We start from the raw sequence: 4171 nt of genomic DNA on the forward strand, positions 1-4171 counted from the left end.
GGCCTGCGGCGCCTGGGCATAGTTGACCAGCGGGGCGACGCCCCACGAGGCATCGCGCGGCAGCGTCTGGTTGCCGCCGCCGCTGAAACTGGAGCAACCCGTGACGAACAGTGCAATGGCCACCAGGGCCAGGCAACGTATGCTTTGCATCTTCATTCCTCCTTTGAGAATCCTTGCTTAGCGCCCGAAACGGGTGCTGTAGGTAATACCGAGCGAACCACCGGGATCACCCTCCCCCCCTCTGGGGGCAGACTGGTAACCGAGGGTCATGGCCAGCTCGTCGTCGCCGAACAGCTCGACGCCGATGCCGACGTTGATGCCGTAGTTGAATTGCCGCTCCGTCCACTGCCAGCCGGCGAGGGTATCGATCATCCAGGTGAACTGCGGACGTGTCCTGTTCAGGGCGCCCGGGAAGCCTCGCCGCCAGGTGCTGGCGACATAGAGCTGACCATAGCGGCTCTGCATCAGCTCGGTGCCTTCGATCGTGGCGCCCGGCTCGTTGTCGAACGGAATGTAGGCACCGCCATTGGCGTTGAGCAGGTCAGTCGCGACCTCGCTCTCCACGCTGTTGTTCTGATAGTCCACGCCCGAACGCAGCAACCAGGACGGGTCGTCGAAGAACACCGTGTGGCCCCACTCCAGCGACACGCCCTGGCCGCTGCCGATGGCATCGCCCTGCCGGGAACTGTAGCGGTTGTGCGTCAGCGACCAGCTCAACTGGTCACGCGCGGAGAAGCCGTGCTGGCCCCGGAGACGCACGCCGTCGCGCATGCCCAGGGCGCGCAGCAGGCCGGTGTCTTCGGCCTCGCGGTGCCAGTCGAACGCCAGCCCCAGCTCATCACGCGAGCTCAGGCGCCAGCTGCGCTCGATGCCCAGGCCATGGCGGTCATCGTCGTCGCGCAGGCTGCTGTCGAGAATCAGGCGCAGGTCGCCGTCGTCCAGGGTGCGGCGCGCCTCCAGCTTGAGGTTGCGCTCGTTGCCGAGTACCGCGCTGTCCAGGTTCGAGCTGTTGTAGCGGCCCTGCTCGAGCTGCAGGTCGGCATACCAGTCATCACCGAAGTAGCGGGCCACCTGCAGGCGCGGCCCCTTGATGTCCAGGTCGCCGAAGTCTGTATTCTGCCAACCCAGCTGCAAGCCCTGCGGGGAGCGCTCGAGCATGCCGGTGGTCTGCGAGAGCAGCTGCTGGCGAATCGAATCCGGTTGTCCATCGCCCAGGGCGCTGAGTCCCGAGGCCAGCGCCTCGCCCTCATGGCCGAGACGCGAGAGCACTTCCACCGTGTTCGCAGCATCGAGTCCGCCGTGTTCGAGCAGACGCTGCATCTGCGCATGGTTGTCGTTGCGCAGCGCCTGCTGGATCTCGTCGTAGCTGCCGGCCTTCAACCCGCGCGCCGCCCCCCAGGCCAGCCAGTCGTCCTTCAGCGCCGACTGGTTGCTGGCATCGAGGCGCTCGAGGAAATGCTCGAACCACAGCTGCAGCGTCGCCTGCTCGCCGCTCCACAGACGCTTCGCCTGCGCCAGTGACGTCAGCGTGCCCTGCGACCCAGCCAGCAGGCGCAGGTACATGGCATAGCCTTCGGGCGTCGCGGTGATGCGCTGCAGATTGAGGTCGCGCAGCAGCTGGCGGCGCAGACGCCAGGCCAGGTCCCCGTAGCCGGCGGCCTCGGCCGCATCGGCATAGGCCGCGAGCACCAGGCGATCGGTTGGATTCGACTTGAGGTGCTGACGGAACCAGCGCAAGGCTTCCTGGGTGTTGTTGAGCAACATGTAGCCGGTGGCATAGGGCAGCCACAGCCGGCTGTCCGTCACGGCCAGGGCACGCCACTCCGGCAGCAGTTGCGCCAGCGAGTCGCGCTGGGCGTTGTCGATGTAGAACCACAGGATGCGCTGGCGCACCAGATTGTCACTGGGGAACAGGGCCAGCGCCTGCTGGTAGTAGGCCTGGGCCTGATCGAAATTGCCGTCCTGGGCGGCCAGCGCGGCACGGGCAATCCAGTACTGCGAGTTGTCACGTCCGTTGGGCGACTTCTCCGCATCGACCAGCAGTGCTCGCAGGGCACCCCAGTCACGCAACGTCTCGGCCAGTTGCAGCGCGACGATCAGACGCGTCACCCGGCCCGTGCGCTGCCAGCTATCGATGAGAATCTGCAGGGAGCGCCTGGGGTCGATATCCCAGTACAGGCGAATCAGGCGATCCTCATCCTCCAGGCCCAACGGCACGTTGAGGCTCAGCAGGCGATCGTACGAGGCGCGCACTTCCCCATCGCGTTCGAGCTCCCAGGCCAGATTGGCGCGCAGCTGCCAGAAATCGGGATCGTCCACCTCGGGTGAATCGGCTGCGGTCAGCACCTGCCAGGCCTGGTCCGGCTCGAACAGGTTCCAGTGCACCTTGGCCCAGCGGATGCGCTCCTTGATCGTCAGCGGCCCGCGTGCAGCCAGGGCCTGCCACTGCTCCACTTCCTTCCTGAACTGCTGCGTGTTCTCCATCAGCATGCGCAGACGCTGCCGCGCGAACAGGTGGTTGGGATAGCGTTGCAGGTAGGCCACCAGCCAGGCCTCGGCATCCTCGGGGGTGCCGCGGGTCTCGTGGCTGTAGACCAGGGTGTCGATCTCCACATCGGTCATCTGCCGATGGGCGTCGATGGTGGACAGCGTCGCGATCACCTGGTCGAAATCGAACAGCTGCAGGGCATAGCGCCAGACCCGCTCACGCAGCTCAGGGTCTTCGCGCTGCGCCAGCATCTGCACCCAGTAGCTCAGCGCCTGCTGGGTGTGTCCGGTCCACTCGGCCAGGCGCGCCACTTCGGCCACCATGTCGTAGTCGTCGGGCGTCAGCGCCAGCAACTCGGGCGCCAGCTGCCAGGCCCGGTCCACCGCACCGGATGCCAGGCTCAGGTGGAAATCGGCGGTCAGTGCGCGCGGGTCGTCCCTCTTCAGGCTCAGCCAGCGCTGAATGAAGCTTTCCGCCAGGTCGTAGCGGCGCCCGCCCTGGGCGGCATCGACACCCGCAGCCAGCCAGTCGAGGGAAGCCTGTTGCGCGTCGAGTTCGTCCAGGTGCAGGGCCAGCAGTTGCGCCGCCTGCTCGGGATGATTCGCCGCGAGCAGGGCGTCGAACGCTTCCCGCAGGTGCTCCATGCGCACCTGCGGGTCGCTGTCTTCCGCCGCCAGCTGCTCATAGAGCTGCGCCGCGCCACTCTGGTCGTTGTTGGCCAGGCTCCAGATCGCCGCCTCGCCCAGCCAGTGCGTGCGCTTCTCGCTGTCGCGCTCGGCCAGCTCGCGGTAGGCCAGCACGGCGACGTCCAGTCCGCCGATCTCCAGCGAGTAGCGCGCCAGGCGCTCCAGCATGGCATTGTCCAGGTCGGCGATCTTCAGGCTGCGCAGTTCGTCGATCAGCACCGCCCGCTGTGCATCGCTGATACCGTCCGGCTGGGCCTGGGCACGCAGCACGTCGAGCATCGCCGAGTAGAAGGGCGTCGCGGACAGCAGACGGCCCTGCAACTGCTCCAGGTACTCGCGGGCACGAGTGAAGTCACCGACCTGAATCAGCTGATCGATCAGGCGCAGCTTGAGCTTGTCGTCTTCCGGGTGGGCCTTGATCAGCAGTTCGGTGTAACTGATGGCGACGGCGTCCGGCGTGTCGTCCGCGTCCGGCAGGAACACGTCCTCGCTCTTGTACGACAGCGCCAGCAACGCCACCACGAACCCGGCAACCAGCAGGATCATCCAGGGGTTGAGCAGGCGTGTGCGCGGCACCTTTTTCTTAGTTGCAGATGAGTTGCGCATCGCTCACCTGCTTCATCGGCAACTCGAAGTGCCATACGCCATTGTCGTGCGTGCCAGTGAACCGGCCGCCCCCCGCCTTCACATGGCACGAACCGGCCGAGCGCACGCTGAAACTGAGCGGGAACTCGCCCTGGAAGGAAAACGCCACGCGCTTGTCGTCCAGATAACGCCAGGCGGTCAGCGGAATGTTCGCCTCTTCCAGTGCCGGGCGTGGGTCACGGGTGTCGCGCAGGGCCAGCAGCGCATCGGCGCCGCTCAGGTGCACGTAGCGCCCCTGCGGCAGATCACGCACCCCGGCGACGCCCCTGGAGCGGGCCAGGTCCGGCCAGCCCAGGGCCGGATCCAGGCGCAGCGTACGCAAGCCCACCAGGCCCTTCACCTGCCAGCTGCC

The 4171-nt window shown here is 66.7% G+C and carries 2 protein-coding genes; both read right to left on the reverse strand.

From position 1 onward, the window contains the following. Positions 1-177 precede the first annotated feature (177 nt). The gene (locus J0A65_RS21700; protein ID WP_206596413.1) at positions 178-3780 is read right to left on the reverse strand and encodes a tetratricopeptide repeat protein; all 3603 of its coding nucleotides are present in this window, start codon (positions 3778-3780) and stop codon (positions 178-180) included. Further along, positions 3758-4171, reverse strand: a 414-nt coding sequence (locus J0A65_RS21705) for a hypothetical protein (protein WP_232850095.1), incomplete at its 5' end; no start/stop codon positions are given. The genes J0A65_RS21700 and J0A65_RS21705, both read right to left, overlap by 23 nt.

The organism is Bowmanella yangjiangensis (genome assembly GCF_017255015.1).
In the GTDB taxonomy this organism is placed as follows: Bacteria; Pseudomonadota; Gammaproteobacteria; order Enterobacterales; family Alteromonadaceae; genus Bowmanella; species Bowmanella yangjiangensis.